Annotated in this window: 21 protein-coding genes; 10 read left to right on the top strand and 11 right to left on the bottom strand. The window is 73.8% G+C overall.

Annotated features, from left to right (window positions below; translation table 11 throughout):
- Positions 1 to 6 precede the first annotated feature (6 nt).
- Positions 7 to 1,425 (bottom strand): MFS transporter, encoded by a 1,419-nt coding sequence (locus GC722_RS16100; RefSeq protein WP_156611773.1) that lies wholly within the window; start codon positions 1,423 to 1,425, stop codon positions 7 to 9.
- 148 nt (positions 1,426 to 1,573) lie between these two features.
- Here GC722_RS16100 and GC722_RS16095 point away from each other — a divergent pair, with 148 nt between their 5' ends.
- Genes GC722_RS16095 through GC722_RS19400 form a run of 3 tightly spaced genes read left to right on the top strand, consistent with a single transcriptional unit; the run spans position 1,574 to position 5,058 of the window.
- Positions 1,574 to 2,734 carry a GNAT family N-acetyltransferase gene (locus GC722_RS16095; RefSeq protein WP_156611772.1) on the top strand — a complete coding sequence of 387 codons (1,161 nt, stop codon included), beginning with the start codon at positions 1,574 to 1,576 and terminating at the stop codon, positions 2,732 to 2,734.
- A 48-nt stretch (positions 2,735 to 2,782) separates the two neighbouring features.
- Positions 2,783 to 3,526, top strand: a complete 744-nt coding sequence (gene recO / locus GC722_RS16090) for a DNA repair protein RecO (RefSeq protein WP_331714963.1) — start codon at positions 2,783 to 2,785, stop codon at positions 3,524 to 3,526.
- Positions 3,523 to 5,058, top strand: coding sequence for a M1 family metallopeptidase (locus tag GC722_RS19400; RefSeq protein ID WP_156611770.1), 1,536 nt, complete (start codon positions 3,523 to 3,525; stop codon positions 5,056 to 5,058). Before recO ends, GC722_RS19400 begins: the two co-directional genes overlap by 4 nt.
- Before the next feature lie 18 nt (positions 5,059 to 5,076).
- On the opposite strand, the gene GC722_RS16080 is transcribed toward GC722_RS19400, so the two are convergent.
- The 5 genes from GC722_RS16080 to GC722_RS16060 form a co-directional block, all read right to left on the bottom strand.
- On the bottom strand, positions 5,077 to 5,940 hold the full coding sequence (locus GC722_RS16080; RefSeq protein WP_156611769.1) for a phytanoyl-CoA dioxygenase family protein: 864 nt from the start codon (positions 5,938 to 5,940) through the stop codon (positions 5,077 to 5,079).
- 111 nt (positions 5,941 to 6,051) lie between these two features.
- A complete protein-coding gene (locus GC722_RS16075) occupies positions 6,052 to 6,441 on the bottom strand; it encodes a Fur family transcriptional regulator (RefSeq protein ID WP_156611767.1) in 390 nt (129 codons plus the stop codon).
- Between the two features lie 46 nt (positions 6,442 to 6,487).
- Positions 6,488 to 7,315, bottom strand: a complete 828-nt coding sequence (locus tag GC722_RS16070; protein ID WP_156611765.1) for a metal ABC transporter permease — start codon at positions 7,313 to 7,315, stop codon at positions 6,488 to 6,490.
- Positions 7,315 to 8,127 carry a metal ABC transporter ATP-binding protein gene (locus tag GC722_RS16065; RefSeq protein WP_197430215.1) on the bottom strand — a complete coding sequence of 271 codons (813 nt, stop codon included), beginning with the start codon at positions 8,125 to 8,127 and terminating at the stop codon, positions 7,315 to 7,317. Before GC722_RS16065 ends, GC722_RS16070 begins: the two co-directional genes overlap by 1 nt.
- A gap of 14 nt (positions 8,128 to 8,141) precedes the next feature.
- On the bottom strand, positions 8,142 to 9,209 hold the full coding sequence (locus GC722_RS16060) for a metal ABC transporter substrate-binding protein (RefSeq protein ID WP_156611760.1): 1,068 nt from the start codon (positions 9,207 to 9,209) through the stop codon (positions 8,142 to 8,144).
- A gap of 112 nt (positions 9,210 to 9,321) precedes the next feature.
- Between GC722_RS16060 and GC722_RS16055 the strand changes: the two genes are divergently transcribed.
- Both GC722_RS16055 and GC722_RS16050 read left to right on the top strand, forming a co-directional pair.
- Positions 9,322 to 10,797 (top strand): mannitol dehydrogenase family protein, encoded by a 1,476-nt coding sequence (locus GC722_RS16055; RefSeq protein WP_156611758.1) that lies wholly within the window; start codon positions 9,322 to 9,324, stop codon positions 10,795 to 10,797.
- Complete coding sequence (locus GC722_RS16050; protein WP_331714962.1) at positions 10,794 to 11,105, top strand: antibiotic biosynthesis monooxygenase family protein; 312 nt, start codon at positions 10,794 to 10,796, stop codon at positions 11,103 to 11,105. Before GC722_RS16055 ends, GC722_RS16050 begins: the two co-directional genes overlap by 4 nt.
- 10 nt (positions 11,106 to 11,115) lie before the next feature.
- Here GC722_RS16050 and GC722_RS16045 read toward each other — a convergent pair whose 3' ends face one another.
- The 3 genes from GC722_RS16045 to GC722_RS16035 are packed head-to-tail and all read right to left on the bottom strand — an operon-like array spanning position 11,116 to position 14,237.
- Positions 11,116 to 11,610, bottom strand: a complete 495-nt coding sequence (locus GC722_RS16045; protein WP_156611755.1) for a DUF6328 family protein — start codon at positions 11,608 to 11,610, stop codon at positions 11,116 to 11,118.
- Entirely contained in the window at positions 11,600 to 13,579 is a 1,980-nt protein-coding gene (locus GC722_RS19395) for a S9 family peptidase (RefSeq protein ID WP_156611753.1), read from the bottom strand. The genes GC722_RS16045 and GC722_RS19395 overlap by 11 nt, the downstream gene beginning before the upstream one ends.
- Positions 13,580 to 13,592: 13 nt before the next feature.
- On the bottom strand, positions 13,593 to 14,237 hold the full coding sequence (locus GC722_RS16035; protein ID WP_156611751.1) for an acyl-CoA-like ligand-binding transcription factor: 645 nt from the start codon (positions 14,235 to 14,237) through the stop codon (positions 13,593 to 13,595).
- A gap of 73 nt (positions 14,238 to 14,310) precedes the next feature.
- Here GC722_RS16035 and GC722_RS16030 point away from each other — a divergent pair, with 73 nt between their 5' ends.
- The 3 genes from GC722_RS16030 (at position 14,311) to GC722_RS16020 (ending at position 17,986) form a co-directional block, all read left to right on the top strand.
- Positions 14,311 to 14,826, top strand: coding sequence for a MarR family winged helix-turn-helix transcriptional regulator (locus GC722_RS16030; RefSeq protein ID WP_156611749.1), 516 nt, complete (start codon positions 14,311 to 14,313; stop codon positions 14,824 to 14,826).
- On the top strand, positions 14,823 to 16,484 hold the full coding sequence (locus tag GC722_RS16025; RefSeq protein WP_156611747.1) for an MDR family MFS transporter: 1,662 nt from the start codon (positions 14,823 to 14,825) through the stop codon (positions 16,482 to 16,484). The genes GC722_RS16030 and GC722_RS16025 overlap by 4 nt, the downstream gene beginning before the upstream one ends.
- Positions 16,485 to 16,594: 110 nt before the next feature.
- A complete protein-coding gene (locus tag GC722_RS16020) occupies positions 16,595 to 17,986 on the top strand; it encodes a glycine--tRNA ligase (RefSeq protein ID WP_331714961.1) in 1,392 nt (463 codons plus the stop codon).
- A gap of 10 nt (positions 17,987 to 17,996) precedes the next feature.
- Here the strand turns inward: GC722_RS16020 and GC722_RS16015 are convergent, their stop codons facing one another.
- Both GC722_RS16015 and GC722_RS16010 read right to left on the bottom strand, forming a co-directional pair.
- Positions 17,997 to 18,560 (bottom strand): hypothetical protein, encoded by a 564-nt coding sequence (locus GC722_RS16015; protein ID WP_156611744.1) that lies wholly within the window; start codon positions 18,558 to 18,560, stop codon positions 17,997 to 17,999.
- A complete protein-coding gene (locus tag GC722_RS16010; protein WP_156611742.1) occupies positions 18,521 to 18,868 on the bottom strand; it encodes a hypothetical protein in 348 nt (115 codons plus the stop codon). Before GC722_RS16010 ends, GC722_RS16015 begins: the two co-directional genes overlap by 40 nt.
- Before the next feature lie 68 nt (positions 18,869 to 18,936).
- On the opposite strand from GC722_RS16010, the gene dusB reads away from it, so the two are divergent.
- Both dusB and GC722_RS16000 read left to right on the top strand, forming a co-directional pair.
- Entirely contained in the window at positions 18,937 to 20,130 is a 1,194-nt protein-coding gene (gene dusB, locus GC722_RS16005) for a tRNA dihydrouridine synthase DusB (protein ID WP_156611740.1), read from the top strand.
- An 80-nt stretch (positions 20,131 to 20,210) separates the two neighbouring features.
- Positions 20,211 to 20,964, top strand: a 754-nt coding sequence (locus GC722_RS16000; protein WP_231748010.1) for an HD domain-containing protein, incomplete at its 3' end; no start/stop codon positions are given.

Raw genomic sequence — 20,964 nt, 5'->3', positions numbered from 1 at the left:
GCCTCCTCACACCGGGAGGTGGATCGTCTCGTTGCCGTGCTCGTCGTAGGAGCTCAGCGGCGGGGCGATCTCCTCCAGCGACTTGTTCTCCGCGTCGACACCGAAGACGGCGGCCACCAGGGCCCCCACCAGCATGATGGCCGAGGCGATCAGGTACCCCCAGAACAGCCCGGTCCGGTCGGTGCCCTCACCGATCAGCCAGCCGTAGAACACCGGGCCGATGGCGCCGAAGACCTGGGCCAGGGCGAAGAAGTACGAGATCGCCTGACCGCGCACCTCCAGCGGGAAGATCTCCGACACGGTCAGGTAGCCGGCCGAGGCCCCGGCCGAGGCGAAGAAGAAGGCCAGGCACCAGAAGGCGGTGTGCGCCCCGGCCGAGAGCACCTCGGCGTTGAACAGGAACGCCGAGACCGTCAGCACCACCGCGGCGAAGGCGTAGCAGCCCCCGATCATCTTGCGCCGCCCCACGGTGTCGAACAGCGGGCCGAGCAGCAGTGGACCGAGCAGGTTGCCGACCGCGAACGGGAAGAAGTAGAGCGCCGCGCTCGAGGGGGTCTGGCCGTAGAAGTTCTGCAGCACCAGCGAGTAGGTGAAGAAGATCGCGTTGTACAAGAAGCTCTGGGTGATCATCAGGGTGGCGCCCAGCACCGTCCGCCTCGGGTACAGCGTGAAGAACACGTAGGCCAGCTGCCGCAGCCGCAGGCCCTCGCGGGCCTTGACCCACATGCCGTCGCGCTCCTCGTCGAGGTCGGGCAGCTGCTTGCCGCTGGCGCGGACCTCGTCCTCGATGCCGCGGACGACCTGCTCGGCCTCCTCGCCGCGGCCGTGGGTGACCATCCAGCGCGGGCTCTCGGGGATGTGGCGGCGCAGGTAGATGATGCCCAGACCGAGCACCGGGCCGATCAGGAAGGCGATCCGCCAGCCGATGTTGCTGCCGACGATGTCGGGGTCCAGCAGGAACAGGCTGGCGAACGCGCCGATGCCCGCACCGAGCCAGTAGGTGCCGTTGATGGCCAGGTCGACCCGTCCCCGGAACCGGCCGGGGATCAGCTCGTCCACCGCGGAGTTGACCGCCGAGTACTCACCGCCGATGCCCATGCCGGCCACGAAGCGCAGCACCAGGAAGACCCAGACGTTGGGGGAGAAGGCGGCCAGACCGGAGGCGATCAGGTACACCGCCAGGGTCATCACGAACAGCTTCTTGCGCCCCAGGGTGTCGGTGAGCCGGCCGAAGAGCAGCGCACCCACCACCTCGCCCAGCAGGTAGACCGTGCCGGCGAGCCCCACCTGGGTGGTGCTCATGCCGAGGGACTCCTCGAAGCCGCCGGCCGCGACGATCTGGACCTCCAGACCGTCCAGGATCCAGGCGGTCCCCAGCCCGAAGATCACCATCCAGTGGAACTTGCTCCAGGGCATGTCGTGCATCCGGGCCGGGATGAGGCTCCTGACCGGTCTTTCCTCCGACTGCGTCGTCGACACCGTTCCTCCCACCTTCTCGGGTAACCGTCGTCGGCACAGTACGCCCGCCGAAACCCGGTGGTGAGGGGCCCCTGCCCTGACCGAGGATGCCGCTGTGAGCACCGTGGTCCCGGACCGTCAGTTCCACCTCGCGTCGGTCGCCGTCTCCGACGCGGCGGGCGTCCGCGCCCTCTTCGGCGAGGTCGCCCGGATCAGCGAGCGCAACGCCCAGCAGCTGTACGGGCACACCGACCTGGTGGACTCCCCGGAGGCTCTGCACGTCGCCCACCTGGACCGCGACGACACCGACCGGCGGCTGCTGGTGGCCGTGGCCGGGCCCGCCGGCGGTGCGGGGGAGGAGGACGCCCCCGGGGTGCCCGAGCTGGCCCAGCCGGCCGGCACGGTGCTGGGCTGGGGCCAGGCCTCGCTGCCGCTGCGGGACAACCTGCACACCGCCGAGCTGTTCGTGGAGGTCGACCCCGCGGCCCGCCGGGTCGGCGTGGGCACCGCCCTGGTGCGGGCGCTGGAGGCGCAGGCCCGGGAGGCCGGCCGGCACACGCTGCTGAGCTGGACCACCCACTCCGAGGAGGCCGACCCGGCCGACCCGGACGCGCTCACCGCACCCACCGGCGTGGGCAGCCTGCGCAGCAGCGACCCGTCGGCCGCCTTCGCGCTCGGCCACGGCTACCGGCTGGAGCAGACCGAGCGGCACTCGCAGCTGGACGTGCCGGTGCCCGCGGAGGTGCTGGACCCGCTGCGCCGGCGCGCCGAGGACGCCGCCGGCGGCTACCGCGTGCTGACCTGGACCGGGCCGACCCCTCCCGAGCACCGGGCCGGCATGGCCCGGCTCCACCAGCGGATGAGCGTGGACGTCCCCACGGCCGACCTGGAGATCGGGGAGGAGGTCTGGGACGTCGAGCGCGTCGTCCGCTCCGACGAGCGGGCCGTGCGGATGGGGCGGACGGTCCTCACCGCCGTCGCCCAGCACGTGGCGAGCGGGGAGCTGGTGGCCTACACCCTGCTGTTCTGCCCGCAGGAGGACGAGGCGGTGGCCTGGCAGGGCGACACCCTCGTCCACGGCGAGCACCGCGGGCACCGGCTCGGCCTGCTGGTCAAGGTGGCCAACCTCGACCAGCTCGCCCGGCAGCGTCCCGGCACCCGCCGCATCCACACCTGGAACGCCGGGGAGAACCAGTGGATGCTGGCCATCAACGTGGCCCTCGGGTTCCGCCGCGTGGCCACCGAGGGCGCCTGGCAGAAGCGCCTCCGGAGCTGACCCGGGAGGGGCCGCCCCGCGGCTGGGGCTGCGGGGGACAATGGGCGGGTGCCGACCTACCGTGACGAGGCGATCGTCCTGCGCACCCACAAGCTGGGTGAGGCGGACCGCATCATCACGATGCTGTCGCGCCAGCGGGGCAAGATCCGCGCGGTGGCCCGGCAGGTGCGCCGCACCACCTCCAAGTTCGGCTCGCGGCTGGAGCCCTTCGGTCACATCGACCTGCAGCTGGCCCAGGGCCGCTCGCTGGACGTGGTCACCCAGGTCGAGCTGCGCCACGCCTGGGGCGACCCGCTGTCGCGGGACTACTCCCGCTGGACCGCCGGGCAGGTGATGCTGGAGACCGCCGACCGGCTGGTCACCGAGGAGCGGGAGCCGGCCCTGCAGCAGTTCCTGCTGCTGGCCGGGGCGCTGCGGGTGCTGAGCGCCGGCACCAGCGACGGCGAGCGTCCGCCCACCATGGTGCTGGACTCCTACCTGCTGCGCTCGCTGGCCGTGGCCGGCTACGCGCCCTCCTTCGGCGACTGCGCCCGCTGCGGGGTGGCCGGCCCGCACCAGTCCTTCTCACCCGCCGTCGGCGGCGTGGTCTGCGTCCGCTGCCGCCCGCCGGGGTCGGCCGTCCCGGCGCCCGCGACGCTGGCCCTGATGGCCGCGCTGCTGGCCGGTGACTGGCCCGCCACCCGCGACGTCGAGCCCGCCCGGCAGCGGGAGGCCAGCGGGCTGACCGCCGCCTTCGTGGCCTGGCACCTGGAGCGCGGGCTCCGCTCGCTGCCGCACCTGGAGCGGCAGTGAGCCCGGGGCCCGGGCCCCTCGACGGCGGTGGGGGCCCGCCGCTGCTGACCCGTCCGCCGGCGCCGCGGCCGGCCTCCTCGCACGCCCCCGGGGACGGTCCGTGGTGGCTGGTGCCCGCGGTCGGGCTGCCGCTGCTGCTGGTGGTGGTGCTCGTCGCCGTGCTGGGGGTGGGCATCCGGCCGCAGCGCAGCCCGCTGTCCGGCGCCGGCGACCCCTACTTCCCCCAGGCCGGTGCCGGTGGCTACGACGCCCTGTCCTACCTGATCGACCTGACGGTGGAGGGGCCGGTGCTGGCCGGCAGCACGACGGTCACCGCCCGCGCCACCCAGGACCTGGACGTCGTCCACCTGGACCTGGGCCTCCCCGTCACGGCGGCCACCGTCGACGGCGAGCCCGCGCTGGTCGAGACGGTCGACGGCACCGACCTGCGGGTGGAGCCCGCCGACGGCATCGAGGCGGGCCAGGAGTTCGTGGTCCGGGTCGACTACGCCGGCGACCCGGGTGAGGTCTCGGTGCCGGGTGTGGCCGAGGACCAGTCCCCGCTTCACCGCCAGGGCGAGGAGCTGGGCATCGCCGGGGAGCCCGCCAGCTCGGCCTGGTGGTTCCCCGCCGACGACCACCCCAGCGACCCGGCGCTGATGGAGGTGCGCGTCCGGGTGCCGCGCGGCGTGGAGGTGATCAGCGTGGGCGAGCTGGTGGACCGCGACGCCGGGGACGAGGAGGACTGGGACACCTGGCACTGGCGGGCACGGGAGCCGATGGCCACCTACCTCAACTTCTTGATGGTGGGCCAGTACCGCCTGGAGCAGGGCACCGTGTCGGGACGGCCCTACGTCTACGCCGTGAGCGAGCGGTTCAGCCCCGAGCAGCAGACCGACCTGCTGGGGGAGCTGGCCGAGACCCCGCAGTGGATCGCGGAGCTGGAGACCGACCTGGGTCCCTACCCCTTCAGCGAGATGGGCGGCGTGGTACCCCCGTTCTCGTTCTGGTTCGGCGGGCTGGAGACCCAGACCCGGCCGATCTACCTGGGACGGGCGCTGGCCGCCGACGGCCACGCCGACACCCTGATGGTGCACGAGCTGGCCCACATGTGGTTCGGCGACGCGGTCACCCTCAGCCGCTGGGACGACATCTTCAACAACGAGGGCTGGGCCTCCTACCTGCAGTGGGTGGTGACCGAGCGCCGCGGCGGGCCCACCACCAACCAGCAGATGGTCGCCACCTACGAGCAGCTGGCCGACGACCCCGGTTTCTGGGCCGTCCCGCTGGACGACCCCGGCCCGCAGCGGATCTTCGCCACCGTCTACGAACGCGGCCCGATGGCGCTGCAGGCGCTGCGGAACCTGATCGGGGAGGAGGCCTTCACCACGCTGATGCGCGACTGGGCCCAGCAGCGGGGCGCCCGCAGCGTGGAGGACTTCCTCGACCGGGCCCGCGCCACCACCGACGTGGACCTCGACCCCTGGTACCAGGCCTGGTTCCGCGGCACCACCGCCCCCGAGCGCACCCCGGAGAACGGCTTCGGCGCCTGAGCGTGACGGCCGGGCCGGTCAGGCCTCGCCCATCACCAGCCCCTCGATGGTGTGCTTCTGGGTGATGGGGCGCAGCTCGTCGACCACCGGGCAGTGCAGGTGCTGGCGGACCCGCTCGGGCAGCGCGGCGTGGTAGTCGCGGGTGACCGCCATGTCGTGGTGCTCGGCGTTCCCCGCGCCGGGGGCGTCCATGCCCAGCACGAGCACCGGCCGCCAGCTCTGCGAGACGTTGGCGGTGCCGCGGTGGATGGTCAGCGCCGACCGCGCCGAGATGTCGCCGCGCCTGGGGTACTTGCGCACCGCCCGCTCGGCGTAGCGGGGGTACAGCTCCTTGGGCGGGAACATCAGGTGGTCGAAGTCCTCCGACCAGTCCCACTGGGTGCCCGGCGCGATCTCGAAGGGGCCCATCTCGTCGACGGTGTCCACCGCAGTCAGGTTGAACGCCAGCGAGGTCAGCCGGCCGCCGGTGCGGGTCTCCTCCGGCATCGGGAAGTCGCGGTGCCACGGCTGGTTCACCGCGCCGGGGAAGGGGATGTCGAAACCCAGCTCGACGATCTCGTAGTCCGGCCCCAGGACGGCCTCGCTCACCTTGCGCACCCACGGGTGGTCCACCAGGTCGACGAAGCCGCGCAGCTGCTCGGGGTGGATCTCGACGTAGTAGCGGTTCGGACCGCGCCCCACCGCGCCGCCCTCGCGGCTGCGGGCCTCCTCGAAGGCCGTGCTGATGTCCTCGGCCATCTGGTCGGCCCACTCGACCGAGAACGCGCCCCGGCAGGCGGTGATCCCGTCGGTGTAGAGACTGCGCACGATCGCGGCGGTCTCCTCGTCCGCGCCGGCCGGGATGGGCAGGGTCTCAGCAGGTCCTACCACCGTCACGCTCATCGTGTCGCCTCTCCGTCGAGTGGAGATCACTGTGGCACGCGGCTCCGAGGAGCGGCAAGGGACGTCTCCGGGCGGAAGCCGCGGGGCCCCTCGGGAGGGGAGCGGGGAGCCTCAGCAGTCGGCGCAGGTGCCGTAGACCTCGAGGTCGTGGCGGATGTCGCGGAAGCCGTGGGCCTCGGCGGCGCGGGCCGCCCAGCGCTCCACCTCCGGCGCCGAGACCTCGACGGTGCGCCCGCAGCTGCGGCAGACCAGGTGGTGGTGGTGGCCGGTGGAGCACTGGCGGTAGAGCAGCTCGCCCTCGTCGGTCCGCAGCGTGTCGACGCTGCCGGCGTCGGCCATCGACTGCAGGGTCCGGTACACCGTGGCCAGACCCACCGGGGACGTCCCCTCGCGCAGCACGGCGTGGATCTGCTGGGCGCTGCGGAAGTCGTCGAGCCGCGCCAGGGCGTCGGCCACGGCAGCCTGCTGCCGGGTCCGTCGCTGCGGCGTGCCGGTGTCCATCTGGTCCTCCTGGTGGGCGGTCGCGGGGCTCGGGGGCGCGTCGAGCCTACGCGCCGCCCGACGTGCGGCGGCGACGCTCCAGCACGGCGGCCAGCGGCCAGGTGGCCACGAAGACGGCGATGGCGATCAGCACGATGAGGGCCCCGGGGGCGACGTCGGCGTAGAAGCTGCCGACCGCACCACCCACCGCCACCAGGGCGCCGATGCCCATGGCCGCGAGCAGCCCGGCCCGGAAGCCGCGCACCACGCCCTGCGAGGCGGCCACCGGCACCACCATGAGGGCGCTGACCAGCAGCAGCCCGACCGTCCGCATCGACACCGTGACCGCGACCGCCGCGAGCACCACGACGAGGAAGTTGAGCGTGCGCACCGGCAGCCCCAGCACCCGGGCGTGGTCCTCGTCGGCGCAGACGGCGAACAGCTGCGGGCTGAGCCCGAGCGCCGGCACCAGCACGACGGCGGTCAGCACCGCCACCACCACCACGTCGGCCGGGGTCAGCGAGGTCAGCGAGCCGAAGAGGTACTGCGAGAGCGCGCCGGCGCCGGCACCGGTGATCCCGGCCATCAGCACGCCGGCGGCCAGCCCGCCGTAGAAGAGGATGGCCAGGCCGACGTCCCCGGAGGCGCGTCCGCGCTGGCGCAGCAGCTCGACGAGCACGCCGCCGAGGACGGCCACCACCACCGCGGTCGGCAGCGGCTGGCTCTGGGTGAGCAGGGCCAGCCCGACGCCGGCGATCGCGATGTGGCCCAGGCCGTCGCCGAGCAGCGCGAGCCGGCGCTGCACCACGTAGGTGCCGATGGCCGGGGCCATCAGCCCGGTGAGCAGGGCGACCAGCAGCGCCCGCTGCATGAAGTCGTAGGACAGCAGGTCCATCAGTGCGGTCCTCGGTCGTCGTGGTGGTGGTCGGGGCTCACCGGCTGGGTCAGGAAGGCACGGCCGCCGTCCGGCGGGCTGAGCTCGTCGGTCTCGTGCCCCGGCGTGGCCGGGACGCCGCTGACGGGTCCGTCGTGGCTGACCCGGCCGTCGGCGAGCACCACCGCCCGGCTCAGCAGGGGGGCCAGCGGCCCCATCTCGTGCAGCACCACGGTGGCGCTGAGCCCGTCCGACACCAGCCCGGCCACCACCTCGGCGATGGCCTGCTGGTTCTCCGCGTCGACCCCGGCCAGCGGTTCGTCCATCACCAGCAGCTGCGGCTCTGCGGCCAGCGCCCGGGCGATCAGCACCCGCTGCTGCTGCCCGCCGGACAGGTGGACCATCTCGTCGCGCTGGCGCCCGGACAGCCCCACCCGCTCCAGGGCGGCGTCGGCCTGCTCCTTGTCGCGGCGGCTGCGGGGCAGGAACGGGCGTCGGTGGCCGAGACGGCCCGAGGCCACCACCTCGCCGACCGTGGCGTTGCGCAGCGTCAGCGAGGAGCGCTGGGGCACGTAGCCGATCGCCGACCAGCGGCGGAAGCGGGCCACCGGGGTGCCGAAGAGCTCCACCGAGCCGCGCTGCAGCGGCACGAGGCCCAGCAGGGCCCGCACCAGGGTGGTCTTCCCCGAGCCGTTGGCGCCCATCAGGGCCAGCACGGTGCCGGGCGGCTGGGTCAGGCTGACGCCGTGCAGCACCGGCTGGCCGCCCAGGCTGACGTGGACGTCCCGGGCCAGGACGACGGCGCCCTCGGGCGCCGTCGGGTTCTGAGGCAACGAACGCCCCTTCCTCAGCTGCAGCCGTTGGCGGTCCGCAGGGCCTCCAGGTTGGCCCGCTGGACCGCAATGTAGTCGCTGCCGCGGGACTGCTCGGTCAGCCCCTCCAGGGGGTCGAGCACGTCGGTGCGCAGCCCGAGGTCCCCGGCCACGGCCTCGGCGACGGCGGGGGAGGTGAGGGTCTCGGTGAAGATGGTGGTCACCTGGTGCGCCTTGGCCTCGGCGTGGATCTCGGCGATCCGCGCCGGGGACGGCTCGGCGTCCGGGCTGATGCCGCTGATCGCGATCTGGGTCAGGCCGTAGCGGTCGGCCAGGTAGCCGAAGGCGGCGTGGGTGGTGATGAACTCCTGCCGCTCGCAGCTCTGCAGACCCGTCTGGAAGTCCTGGTCGAGGTCCTCCAGCTCGGCCACCAGCTGGGCCGCCGCGGCCTCCACCTCGCCGGCCGACTCCGGCTGCGCGGTGGCCAGCCGGTCCGCCACGACGTCGGTCACGGCCACCATGGTGGTGGGGTCGAGCCAGGAGTGCGGGTCGGTGCTGCCGGCCTCGGCGGAGTGGTCGTGCCCCTCGTGACCCTCCTCGGCGCCGTGCTCCTCCTCCGCGTGCTCCTCCTCCGCGTGCCCCTCCTCCGCGTGCCCCTCCTCAGCGTGCTCGTGCGCGTGCTCCTCCTCCGCGCCGTGCTCGTGGCCGTGCTCCTCGGCGGTGGCCTCCTCCTCGCCGATGGTGCGCAGGGTGACCAGCTCGGCCACGTCGACCACGTCGGCGGGCGGGTTCTGCGCGATGGCCTCGTCCACGGCGGGCTGGAAGCCGGACTGGTACACCACCAGGTCGGCCTCGGCCAGCTCGATCAGCTGACGGGGGGACAGCTCGAGGTCGTGGGGCTCGGCGCCGGGGGCCGTCAGGCTGGTCACCGTCGCCTGGTCGCCGGCCACCCGCTCGGCCACGAACTGGAAGGGGTAGAAGGCCGTCACCACCTTGAGGCCGTCGCCGTCCCCGGCCGGGGCGGCCCCGCCCCCGCAGGCGGTGGCCGTGAGGAGGACGGGGAGCGCGAGCGCGCACAGGGACAGACGACGACTCAATGACATGAGAATGATTCTCGTTGTGTGGGCCGGTGCCGTCAAATCGGCGGCGCCGCGACGTCCGTCCCGACCGCTAGGGTGCGGAGCAGGCAGACGTCCACCGACCAGGGGAGCAGTGATGGTCCACCTCGACGCCGCGTCCCTTCCCCGGCTGGACGCCCGCGTCTCGGTGCCCGGCTACGACCGGTCCCGGGTGCGGCCCGGCATCGTCCACATCGGGGTGGGGGCCTTCCACCGTGCGCACCAGGCGATGTACCTCGACCGGCTGCTCGAGCTGGGCGGCGACCCCGGCTGGGGGGTGTGCGGGGTCGGCGTGATGCCCCGGGACGCGGCCGTCCGCGACGTGCTGCGCGACCAGGACCACCTCTACACCCTGCTCACCCGGGCGCCCGACGGCACCGAGCGGGCGCGCGTGGTGGGGTCCGTGGTCGCCCACCACCACGTGCCCGACGACCCGGAGGCCGCGCTGGCCCGGATGGCGGACCCGGCGACCCGGATCGTCTCGCTGACCATCACCGAGGGTGGCTACTCCGTCGACGACGCCACCGGCGAGTTCGACCCCCGCGACGAGCAGACGCTGGCCGACCTGGCCGACCCCGCCCGTCCGCCGGGCAGCGCGCTCGGCCTGCTCGCCGGGGCCCTGCGCCGCCGCCGGGACGCCGGCACGGTGCCGTTCGCCGTCGTCTCCTGCGACAACATGCCGGGCAACGGCACGGTCTGCCGGCGGGCGCTGCTGTCGTTCACCGCGCGGACCGACCCGGGGCTGTCGGCGTGGATCGAGGAGCACGTCGCCTTCCCCAGCTCGATGGTGGACCGCATCACCCCGGCCACCACCGACGCGCTGCGCTCGCAGCTCGCCACCCGCTACGGCGTCGAGGACGGCTGGCCGGTGGTCGCGGAGGACTTCGCCCAGTGGGTGCTGGAGGACCGCTTCCCCGCCGGCCGGCCCGCGCTCGAGCGGGTGGGGGTGCAGCTGGTGCAGGACGTCGAGCCGTACGAGCTGATGAAGCTGCGGCTGCTCAACGCCTCCCACCAGGCGATGAGCCACCTGGGCGTGCTGGCCGGGCGGCGCTGGGTGCACGAGGTGGGCCGGGACCGGGCCTTCAGCCGGTTCCTGCGCGACTACATGGACCTCGACGCGCGACCGACGCTCCCGGAGGTCCCCGGGGTCGACCTCGACGCCTACTGCGAGGAGCTGCTGGCCCGCTTCGGCAACGAGGCCGTCTGCGACACGCTGGCCCGGCTGGCCACCGACTCCTCCGACCGGATCCCCAAGTTCCTGCTGCCGGTGCTGCGCGAGCGCCGGGCCGCCGGCGCCGACGTGCGCCGGATGGTCCTGGTGCTCGCCGCCTGGAGCCGCTTCCTCGAGGGCCGGGCCGAGGACGGTACGCCCATCGAGCCCTCCGACCTGCGGCTGGCCGAGCTGCGCAGCCACCTCGCCCGCGAGGCCGAGCAGCCCGGCGCGTTCCTCGACTGCCGCCCGGTGTTCGGCGCCCTCGGCCAGGACGAGGAGGTGCGCGCGATGTACGTGGCGGCGCGGCGCCGGCTGGCCGAGCGCGGTGCGCTGGCCTGCGTGCAGGAGCTGCTGCGGTGATCGTGCTGACCCGGTTCCGGGTGGTCGAGCCCGACGTCCCGGAGTTCCTGGCGGGGGCCGAGCGGGCGATCGCGGTCCTCTCGGTGCGTCCGGGGTTCCTCGGCGTCGACCTGGGGCGCAACCTGGACGAGCCCGAGCTGTGGACCATCACCACCCGCTGGGTCGACGTGGGCTCCTACCGCCGGGCGCTGGGCGGGCTGGAGTCGAAGATGGTGGTGGTGCCGCTGCTGAGCCGGGCCATCGACGAGCCGACGGCCTACGACGACTGGGAGCTGGTGGGACGCAACCGCCCCCGCGGCGGGGACTGATCCGCAGGAGTCAGTCCGCGGCCTCGCCGTGGCGGTAGAGCAGCCCCGGCCAGAGCACCCACAGGCTGGTGAACAGCACCAGCGTGGCCGCGGCGGCGACGTGGGCCGGGGTGTGGCCGAGGACCACGTCGAACATCAGCCAGACCACGCCGGTCAGCGTGAGGGCCAGCACGGCCAGGCCCGCGGTGGCGGTGCGGTGGGCCCGGTCCACCAGCCAGGGCCGCAGCCCCCGGCGGAACAGCACCCGGTGGAACGCCGCCGGGGCGACCAGCAGCGAGGTGGCCAGCACGGAGCCGCAGAGCACCACCAGGTAGACCGTCCGCTGGGCGTCGGTCACGTCGTCGAAGCGGGGGCCGAAGGGCACGGTGAGCAGGAAGCCCAGCAGGATCTGCACCCCCGTCTGGGCCACCCGCAGCTCCTGCAGCAGCTCGTTCCAGTTCCGGTCCAGCCGCTGGTCCTCGGTCTCGCCGGCGTGCCGGCGCGCGGGCAGCGGCTCAGCGGCCATCGTGCTGCCGGCCCGCCCCGTCGGCCTCGGAGGTTCCCTGCTCGCCCTCCTCGTCGGGGATGCCCATCACGCTGCGGTAGAACCCGAGCTCGGCGGTGTGCCAGGCCGCCACGTTCTCGGGACGCCGGAAGCCGTGACCCTCGCCGGCGAAGGTCAGGTAGTCGTGCAGCAGCCCCTTCTCGCGGGCGGCGTCGACGACGACCTGGGACTGCTCGGGCGGGACGACCTTGTCGTCGAGCCCCTGCAGCACCAGCAGCGGCACCGACAACCGGTCCACGTGGGTGAGCGGGGAGCGCTCGCGGTAGACGTCGGCGGTCTCCGGCAGCGGCCCCACCATCCGGTCCAGGTAGCGGGACTCGAACTTGTGGGTGAACTCGGCGAGGGCGGCGAGGTCGGCCACGCCGAAGAACGAGGTGCCGCAGGCGAACGGGTGCTCGGGCGCGGTGAGCACGGCGAGCGTGGTGAACCCGCCGGCGCTGCCGCCGCGGACCGCCATCCGGTCGGCGTCCACCAGCCCGCGACGGCCCAGCTCGGTGGCGACCGCGATCACGTCGGCCACCTCGATCTCGCCCCAGCGCCCGCGCATGGCGTCGCGGTAGGCGCGGCCGAAGCCGGTGGAGCCGCGGTAGTTGACGTCGGCGACCGCGAACCCGCGGGTGGTCCAGAAGGCGATCGCGGCCGTCCGCACCGGCGGGGTGTGGCTGGTCGGGCCGCCGTGCAGGAACACCACCAGCGGCGGCCGCGAGCCCTCGGGCGCCGTCACGTCGGCGTTGGCGGGCAGGTGGAGGAAGGCGTGGGTGGTCTCCGCCCCCTCGCCGACCGTCACCGGGCGGATCTCGCCCAGGTCGCCGGCGCGGGTGGTCGGTCCGGGCAGGTCGTCCACGTCGACGACCGAGCCGTCCAGGCCGCGCAGCCGGACGGCGCGGCGGCCGTCGGGGTCGACCTCGCGGGTGGCGACCGCGCCGGCGTGACGGACCAGCTGCTGCACCTGCCCGGTGGCGGTGGGCCACTCGACCAGCTGCCCGACCACGCTGCCGTCCGGCCGCCGGGACAGGTCCACCCGGACCAGGTCGGCGGCGGCCTCGCGGGTCCGCACCAGCACCACCGCGTCGCCGACCACGGCCATGCGGTCGCCGCCGTGCACCCACCGCGGGCCACCCAGCTCGGCCTCGGCCTCGGTCAGCCGGGTGCTGGCACCGCTGCCCAGGTCGTGGTGGTACAGCTCCCACCACCCGGTGGAGTCCTCGGTGAAGACCAGGTCGGAGCGCCACCAGTCGAGCTCGCAGACCGCCACGTCGTCCCCGCCGGCCACCCGGCGCACGTCCACCAGGCTGTCGCCCTCGAGCCGGCCCGCCCACAGCGCCGCCCCGTCCCAGGGCATGTCCGGGTGGTCCCAGGCCAGCCAGGCCAGCCAGCCGTCCGGACCGACCCGCGGTGCGGTGACGAAGTCGGCATCGCCCACCAGCACCTGCTGGCTGCCGTCGCGGGGGTCGAGCAGGACGAGCTCGTTGCGCACCTCGGTGGCGGTGTCACCGTCGTGGCTCTCGCGGACCGCCACCACGCGGCGGTCGGGGAGGGTCACCCCCGCCGCCCAGCGCACCCGGGCGCCGGTCTCGGGCGTCACCGGCTCGCTGCGCCCGGCGGCGTCGACGCGGTGCAGCCGCTGGTCGGCGAAGTCGACCACCAGCACGGAGCCGTCACCACCGCCGGCCGTGTCGGTGACCACGGCGCCGCCGCCGTACTCGTGCACCCGGCTGCGGACGTCGTGCGGGCCCAGCTCGACCAGCCCGGTCTCGGCGTCCCAGCCGTGCAGCCGCTGCTCGCCGCTGGCGGGGTCGCTGCGGGTGAACAGCAGGCTGCGGCCGACGGAGGTCAGGTCGTCCAGGCGGGCGGAGCGGGCCAGGTCGACCGGTGCGACCGGGGACGGCCAGCTGCCGGGCGGGAGGGTGCGTCGCGTCGGGGTGCTCACCCGCCACAGCCTGTCACGCCCCGGCGCGCTCCGTCGCGGTCCCCGGGGAGTCCGGCGGCTCGGGCAGCCCGGCGGCGAGCAGGTCGAAGGCGGCGGCGATGGCCTCCGACAGCGGGGCCTCGGAGTCGGAGATGGCCCACCGGTGCACCGCCGAGCGGCGGGCCGCGTTGGCCACCGAGGCCACCAGCGCCGGGTAGGGGTCGGTGTGGTGGTCGCGGCCGGTCCGCTGGGCGATGGCCTCGGCCACCCGGCGGTCCCACTTGGTGCTGTTGCCGAACACCTGCGAGAGCAGCGAGGGGTTCGCCCGGGCCACCTGGATCCGCAGCGTCCACAGGTCGCGGTCGGCGGCGGTGACCTCGGCGAACTGCAGGTAGACCTCCCGCATCACCGTCAGCGGCGGCTCGCCGGCCGGGCGCTCCCGGATGGCGGCGAGCATGGCCTCGGCCAGCTCGGCGTCCACGCCGACCAGCGCCGACTCCTTGGTGGGGAAGTAGTTGAAGAAGGTGCGCGGCGAGACACCCGCGGCCTGGGCGATCTCCTCGGTGGTGGTGCCCTCGAGGCCGCGCTCGTCCACCAGCCGCAGCGCGGCCAGCCGCAGGTTGTGCCGGGTGACGCGCTTCTTCTCGTCGCGGAGCCCGCGCGGGTTCGCCTCGCCCATGGCGCCGAGCATAGGAGTTCGACCCCCGGAATATTTTTGCAGTCACTGCACGTTCTGACCTACTGTGTGCAGCATGCAAGCATCCCTGGCGACCCGGACGGCGGAGGACGTCCCGGCGCTGGAGGAGGAGCTCCGGTCCCTGTTCCGGCTGCTGCGGCGCTGGCAGCACCGCAGCGCCGAGGTCGGCCTCGAGCTCGACCAGCACACCTACACGATGCTGTCGGCCGTGCGGGAGCACGGACCGCTGCGCATCCAGGAGCTCGCCACCGCCCTCGGTCTGGACGCCTCCACGGTCAGCCGGCACGTCACCGCCCTGGAGCGGTGCGGTCTGCTGACCCGCGTCCCCGACCCCGACGACGGCCGCGCGCGCCGCATCATCCTCACCGCGACCGGGGCCGCCACCTGGTCCCGCGACCGCGACGCCCGCCGCGACCTCGTCCGGCGGATGCTCGCCCGTTGGCCCCTCGACGACCGTCGGCGGCTGACCTCACTGCTGACCCAGCTCAACGGCGAGCTCACCGGGTTGCTGTCCGAAGAGCTCGACCCACCGAGCGCGCCCGCCCCAGAGAAGGATGTCCTGAACCGATGACCACACCACCCGCCACCGCGGCGCCCGCGACGGGGCTGCACCCCAGGGTCCGCACCATCTTCGTCGGCCTGATGTGCGGCATGCTGGTCGCCTCGATCAGCCAGACCATCGTCTCCCCGGCGATGCCGATCATCGTCGCCGAGCTCGGCGGCATCGAGCACTACAGCTGGCTCGCCACCGCCGCCATGCTGGTCGCCGCGGTGACCACCCCGATCGTGGGCAAGCTGTCCGACCTCTACGGCCGGCGCGGGTTCTACATCGCCGGGCTGGTGGTGTTCATGGTGGGCTCGGTGCTGTCCGGGCTGGCCCAGAACTTCGGCTGGCTGGTGGCCGCCCGCGCGCTGCAGGGCGCCGGCATGGGCGTCCTGATGCCGCTGTCGCAGACCATCATCGGCGACGTCATCCCGCCGCGGCAGCGCGGCAAGTACCAGGGGCTGATGGGTGCGGTGTTCGGCTTCTCCTCGATCGCCGGACCGCTGGCCGGCGGCGCCATCACCGACCACTTCGGCTGGCGCTGGCTGTTCTTCATCACGATCCCGGTCGGTGTGGCCGCGCTCTTCTTCATCGTGAAGTTCCTGCACCTCGACCACGTGCAGCGGCGGGCCAAGGTCGACGTCAAGGGCGCCGTGCTGCTGTCGGTGGCCCTGGTGGCGATCCTGCTGGCCACCTCCTGGGGCGGCACCAGCTACCCCTGGGGCTCGTGGCAGGTGATCGGCCTGTACGCCGTGGGCGCCCTCGCCCTGGCGGTGTTCATCCCGCTGGAGCTGCGCACCGAGGAGCCGATCCTGCCGCTGCGGATGTTCCGCAGCCGCGTCTTCACCTTCTCGGCGGTGGCCAGCCTGGCCGTGGCCATGGCCATGTTCGGCGCCATCTTCTACATCCCCGTCTACGCCCAGGGCGTGCTCGGGGTGAACGCCACCAACTCCGGCCTGATCGTGATGCCGATGAGCGTGGCCATGATCGGCACCTCGATGGTCATCGGTCTGCTGATCACCCGCACCGGCCGGTACAAGGGCCTGATGCTGGCCGGCACCGTGGTGGTGCTGGTGGGCTTCTGGCTGCTGACCCGGGTGCACTACGGCTCGTCCAACCTGCAGCTCACCGCCGCCATGGTCGTGATCGGCCTGGGGCTGGGGGCCTGCATGCAGACCTACACGCTGGTGGTGCAGAACGCGGTGGAGGCCCGCGACATGGGTGTGGCCACCGCGGCGACCCAGTTCTTCCGCAGCGCCGGTGCGACCGTCGGCGTCGCCGTGCTGGGCACCGTCATGACCACCCAGCTCGCCCCGGCCATCGGCCGTCACCTGCCCCCGGGAGCCGGCGCGGCCGCCGGTCAGGTCGACGCCGGGTCGGTGCTGGACCCGACCGTGCTGGCCGGGTTGCCGCCGGCGGTCGCCGAGGCCATCCGGATGGGTCTGGGCGAGGCCATGCACGTGGTCTTCCTGACCGCGCTGCCGCTGGCGGCGCTGGCCATCGTGGCCACCGTGTTCATCCCGGCGCTGCCGCTGCGGGACACCCTCGCCCCGGCGGTCGCCGTCGAGACCGAGACCGCCGAGGTCCCGCCGGTCCCGGCCCACGCGGCCGCGGGGGAGACCGCCCCCGACGGGTCGGGCGAGCCGGCCCGGCACGCCGTCGACGAGGCCGTCGAGGTCCGCTGAAGTCGGGCGGGGCGGGCTCCCCGCCCCGCTAGACTTCCCGATCGCAGGTCGGACGCCAGCCGGGCGCCCGACGCACGCACCTCGCGTGCACCGACCTAGGAGCGCAGCTCGTGGCTTCCCCCTCCCGTGTGGACAACGTCATCTCCCTCGCGAAGCGTCGTGGCTTCGTCTTCCCCTGCGGCGAGATCTACGGCGGCACCCGCTCCGCCTGGGACTACGGCCCGCTCGGCGTGGAGCTGAAGGAGAACATCAAGCGGCAGTGGTGGAGGTCGATGGTCACCAGCCGCGAGGACGTGGTCGGGCTGGACTCCTCGGTGATCCTGCCGCGTCAGACCTGGGTGGCCTCGGGCCACGTCGGCGAGTTCACCGACCCGCTGACCGAGTGCCAGTCCTGCCACAAGCGGTTCCGGGTGGACCACATGCAGGAGGCGCTGGCGGCGAAGAAGGGCATCGACGACCCCGACTCGGTCCCGCTGTCCGAGATCGCCTGCCCGCACTGCGGCACCCGCGGGCAGTGGACCGAGCCGCGCGAGTTCAACATGATGCTCAAGACCTACCTCGGGGTGATCGAGGACGAGTCCGGGCTGCACTACCTGCGCCCGGAGACCGCGCAGGGCATCTTCATCAACTTCATGAACGTGCTCAACACCTCGCGCAAGAAGCCGCCGTTCGGCATCGCCCAGACCGGCAAGAGCTTCCGCAACGAGATCACCCCCGGCAACTTCATCTTCCGCACCCGCGAGTTCGAGCAGATGGAGATGGAGTTCTTCGTCGCCCCGGGCGAGGACGAGAAGTGGCACCAGTACTGGATCGACACCCGCACCCAGTGGTACGTCGACCTGGGCATCGACCCGGCCAACCTGCGCCACTACGAGCACCCGAAGGAGAAGCTGTCCCACTACTCCAAGCGGACGGTCGACATCGAGTACCGCTTCGAGTTCGCCGGCAGCGAGTGGGGTGAGCTGGAGGGCATCGCCAACCGCACCGACTTCGACCTCACGACCCACTCCCAGCACTCGGGGCACAAGCTGGAGTACTTCGACCAGGCCAGCGGCGAGCGCTGGACGCCCTACGTCATCGAGCCCGCGGCCGGGCTGTCGCGCTCGCTGATGACCTTCCTGGTCGACGCCTACACCGAGGACGAGGCCCCCAACACCAAGGGTGGCGTCGACAAGCGCACGGTGCTCAAGCTGGACCCGCGGCTCGCCCCGGTGAAGGCCGCGGTGCTGCCGCTGTCGCGCAACGAGGCCCTCTCGCCCAAGGCCCGCGACCTGGCCGCCCAGCTGCGCCAGCACTGGAACGTCGAGTTCGACGACTCCCAGGCGATCGGGCGCCGCTACCGCCGCCAGGACGAGATCGGCACCCCGTTCTGCATCACGGTCGACTTCGACACCCTCGAGGACGACGCGGTGACGATCCGCGAGCGTGACGCGATGACCCAGGAGCGGGTCGCCCTGTCCCAGGTCGAGGGCTACCTGGCCGCCCGGCTGATCGGCTGCTGAGCCGACCCGCTCAGCGCAGCAGCGCCTCCAGCTCCGGGCCGGGGGTGACGCTCAGGCCGCTCGGCGTGCGCTGGCTGATCCGCGTCCAGCGGTCGGCGCGCACCCAGTAGACGTCGGGGCTGATGGGCCCGGGTTCGGCGTCGTGGCGCGCGACCGCCAGCTGGACGAGGGTGTTCGTGGTGACCACCCAGTCCGGCGGGCCGCCCACCGGCGTGGCCATCAGCAGGTGCCGGCTGGGGACGGCCACCAGGTGGCCGTGCCCGTACGGGTCGGGACCGAGCCAGCCCTGGCTGGCGGGCAGCAGCGCGGCCGAGGCGACGAAGAAGCTGTCGCCGGCCAGGCAGTGCACCGGCCGGCCGTCGGTCTGGGCCTCGAAGCGGTCCAGCGGCTCGGCGCCGAGGTGGTCGGCCAGGTTGGCCAGCGCCTGGCGGCCGAGGTCGTCCGCGGCGACGCCCGTGGCGAGCAGGGCCTCGGCCGTCGGGGCGGTCACCCGGTCGGGCTCGTCGAGCACCAGCAGGCTGACGAGGTCGTCGGTCAGCCGCCGCTGCAGGGTGCCTGGGACGGCGTCCTCCACCCGGCGCAGCCGCGGCAGCAGCGCGGCCAGGTCGACCGGGGGTGCTCGCGCTCGGACGCGGCGTCCACGACGTCGAGGTGGTGCGCGACCAGCGCGGGCCACTCCTCCTGCGGGCGGGGCGCGACGAGGCGGACCAGGTTCTCCAGCCCGTAGGCGCGCTCGCCGGTGCGGGCGACCCCGTTCTCGATCCGGCCCGGGCGCCCGCGGCGGGCCAGCTCGTCGACGACGAGGGAGCGGAACCGGTCGGCCGCGGCGCGGTCGAGCCGGGCGAACTCGGCGTCGGGGGTGCTGCTGCGGTGGACGATCACGGAGCCGACGGTAGGCCGCCGCGGGCTCAGCCACGGCGTGCGCGGGCGCCGACTACCATGGGCGGGCCATGACCGAGACCACCACCCTGACCCCTCCGCTGCGCCTGGGCCCCCTCGAGGTGCCGGTGCCGGTGGTGCTGGCACCGATGGCCGGTGTCACGAACGTGGCCTACCGCACGCTGTGCCGGGAGCAGGCCGAACGCGGCGCCGACGAGGTGGCCGGTGACGGTGCGCCTCGTCCGGCCGGGCTGTTCGTCTGCGAGATGATCACCAGCCGCGGGCTGGTGGAGCGCGACCCGAAGACGCTGTCGATGCTGGGCTTCGACGCGGGGGAGTCGGTCCGCTCGGTGCAGCTGTACGGGGTCGACCCGCGGTACATGGGTGAGGCCGCCGACATCCTCTGCGGCGAGTTCGGGGTCACCCACGTCGACCTGAACTTCGGCTGCCCGGTGCCCAAGGTCACCCGCAAGGGCGGCGGGGGTGCGCTGCCCTGGAAGCGGGACCTGCTGGCCGCCATCCTGCGGGCCACGGTGAAGGCCGCCGGCAAGCACGGCGTGCCCGTCACCGCCAAGACCCGGATGGGCATCGACGCCGACCACCTGACCTACCTCGACGCCGGGCGGATCGCCCAGGACAGCGGCGTCGCCGCGATCGCCCTGCACGGGCGGACGGTGGCCCAGTCCTACTCCGGCACCGCCGACTGGGACTCGATCGCCCGGCTGGTCGAGGCCGTCGACATCCCGGTGCTGGGCAACGGCGACATCTGGGAGGCCGACGACGCGCTGCGGATGCTCGAGCACACCGGCGCGGCCGGGGTCGTGGTCGGCCGCGGCTGCCTGGGCCGGCCGTGGCTGTTCTCCGACCTGAGCCGCGCCTTCCTGGGCCGCCCCGCGACGGCGCTGCCCACGTTGGGCGAGGTGGCGGCCACCGTCCGCCGTCACGCCGAGCTGCTGGCGGAGATGATGGGGGAGGAGCGCGGCCTCACCGACCTGCGCAAGCACATGGCCTGGTACTTCAAGGGCTTCCCGGTGGGCGGGGACGTCCGCCGCGGCCTGGGCACCGTCTCCTCGCTCGCCGACCTGGACGCCTGCCTGGCCCAGCTCGACCCGCAGGCCCCGTTCCCCGTGGCCGAGCTCGGCGCCCCCCGCGGACGGCGCGGCAACCCGCGCCACCGGGTGGTGCTGCCGGAGGGGTGGCTGGACGACACCTGCGGCACCGACCTCGACCTGGCCGGCGCCGAGGACGACGTCTCCGGGGGCTGACCCGGCGACTACGCTGACCACCGATGTGTGCTGAGCAGACCCATGCCCTGATGCCGCGGGCCGTCGCCTGGGCCGAGACCATGGCCGGGCACGCCGGGGAGGACGTGGTCAGCGCCCACCGCGACTCCGGCGCCCGGCTGGGGCCGGTGCCCGTGCGCGACCGGGTGGCCCGCGAGGAGGCCGAGGCGGCGACGCTGGCCCCGGGTGCAACCCGCGCCTCGGGCGCAGGGGAGCGCGCCCGCCCCGAGCAGCCCGACCCCGAGCGCACCTGCTTCGAGCGCGACCGGGACCGGATCCTGCACTCCACCGCCTTCCGCCGGCTGGCCGGCAAGACGCAGGTGGTGGTGTGGCCGAGCGACCACCAGCGGACCCGGCTGACCCACGCGCTGGAGGTGATGCAGGTCGCGAGCTCGATCGCCCGCGGGGTGGGGGCCAACGTGGCGCTGACCGAGGCGATCGCGCTGGGTCACGACTGCGGGCACGGTCCCGGCGGGCACGCCAGCGAGGACGCCTTCGACCTCTTCCTGCCCGAGGGCTACGACCACGGCCCGTGGGGCGCCGACGTCGTGCTGACCCCGCTCAACCTCTGCGCGCAGACCCTCGACGGCATCCGCAACCACTCCTGGTCCCGGCCGGCCCCGAGCACGGTCGAGGGCGAGATCGTCTCGTGGGCGGACCGCATCGCCTACTGCGCCCACGACCTGGAGGACGCGATCCACGCCGGCATCCTGTCCCGTCGCGACATCCCGGCCGAGGTCGTCGAGCTGTGCGGGGCGACCCAGCGCGAGCAGCTGGGCACCTTCATCCGAGCCGTCATCGCCTCCGTCACCACGC

This window comes from Auraticoccus cholistanensis (assembly GCF_009742705.1).
GTDB classification, from domain to species: Bacteria; Actinomycetota; Actinomycetes; order Propionibacteriales; family Propionibacteriaceae; genus Auraticoccus; species Auraticoccus cholistanensis.
This window is presented reverse-complemented; position numbering and strand designations above follow the sequence as displayed.

Coding starts and splice junctions, on each gene's coding strand:
- GC722_RS16060 (WP_156611760.1), bottom strand. CDS start 9,209: ATGTCATTGAGTCGTCGTCTGTCCCTGTGCGCGCTCGCGCTCCCCGTC.
- GC722_RS16025 (WP_156611747.1), top strand. CDS start 14,823: ATGACCACACCACCCGCCACCGCGGCGCCCGCGACGGGGCTGCACCCC.
- GC722_RS16075 (WP_156611767.1), bottom strand. CDS start 6,441: ATGGACACCGGCACGCCGCAGCGACGGACCCGGCAGCAGGCTGCCGTG.
- GC722_RS16070 (WP_156611765.1), bottom strand. CDS start 7,315: ATGGACCTGCTGTCCTACGACTTCATGCAGCGGGCGCTGCTGGTCGCC.
- GC722_RS16080 (WP_156611769.1), bottom strand. CDS start 5,940: ATGAGCGTGACGGTGGTAGGACCTGCTGAGACCCTGCCCATCCCGGCC.
- dusB (WP_156611740.1), top strand. CDS start 18,937: ATGACCGAGACCACCACCCTGACCCCTCCGCTGCGCCTGGGCCCCCTC.
- GC722_RS16100 (WP_156611773.1), bottom strand. CDS start 1,425: ATGCACGACATGCCCTGGAGCAAGTTCCACTGGATGGTGATCTTCGGG.
- GC722_RS16030 (WP_156611749.1), top strand. CDS start 14,311: ATGCAAGCATCCCTGGCGACCCGGACGGCGGAGGACGTCCCGGCGCTG.
- GC722_RS16045 (WP_156611755.1), bottom strand. CDS start 11,610: ATGGCCGCTGAGCCGCTGCCCGCGCGCCGGCACGCCGGCGAGACCGAG.
- GC722_RS16055 (WP_156611758.1), top strand. CDS start 9,322: ATGGTCCACCTCGACGCCGCGTCCCTTCCCCGGCTGGACGCCCGCGTC.
- GC722_RS16035 (WP_156611751.1), bottom strand. CDS start 14,237: ATGGGCGAGGCGAACCCGCGCGGGCTCCGCGACGAGAAGAAGCGCGTC.